Annotated in this window: 1 protein-coding gene; it reads left to right on the forward strand. The window is 70.6% G+C overall.

Going from position 1 to position 579, the window contains the following annotated elements; translation table 11 throughout:
* Positions 1-22 precede the first annotated feature (22 nt).
* Positions 23-579: carbohydrate ABC transporter permease (locus CCN29_RS32140; RefSeq protein ID WP_442538613.1), on the forward strand; the 557-nt coding region annotated here is incomplete at its 3' end.

The raw sequence follows: 579 nt of genomic DNA on the forward strand, positions 1-579 counted from the left end.
GCGGGCCGGCCCGCGCCGGTTCCTGCCCCGCTTCCTGCCGCTCACCCCCGCGCTGGCGCTGCTGCTCGTGTTCCTCGCGGGGCCGATCGCGTACTGCGTCCTCATCGCCTTCACCGATCTCCAGCTGACCGGCCAGGCGCAGGAGTCGTTCGTCGGCCTGGACAACTTCCGGCGGGCGTTCCGCGACGACGCGTTCCTCAACGCCGTCTGGCTGACGCTGGTGTTCACGGTGGCGTCGGCGCTGGTCGGGCAGAACACGCTGGGGCTGGCGCTGGCCGCGCTGATGCAGCGGGCGTCGAAGCCGGTGCGCACGCTGACCGGCGGTGTCGTCGTCACGGCGTGGGTGCTGCCGGAGGTGGTGGCGGGGTTCCTGCTGTACGCGTTCTTCCGCCGCGAGGGGACGCTGAACGCGGTCCTGGACTGGCTGCATCTGCCCTCGCAGAACTGGCTGTTCACCCTGCCGATCCTGGCGGTGTCCTTCGCCAACGTGTGGCGCGGGACGGCGTTCTCGATGCTGGTGTATTCCGCCGCGCTGAACGAGATCCCGAAGGAGATCACCGAGGCCGCCGAGGTGGACGG

It is taken from the genome of Streptomyces pseudogriseolus (genome assembly GCA_002154585.1).
GTDB lineage: Bacteria > Actinomycetota > Actinomycetes > Streptomycetales > Streptomycetaceae > Streptomyces > Streptomyces pseudogriseolus.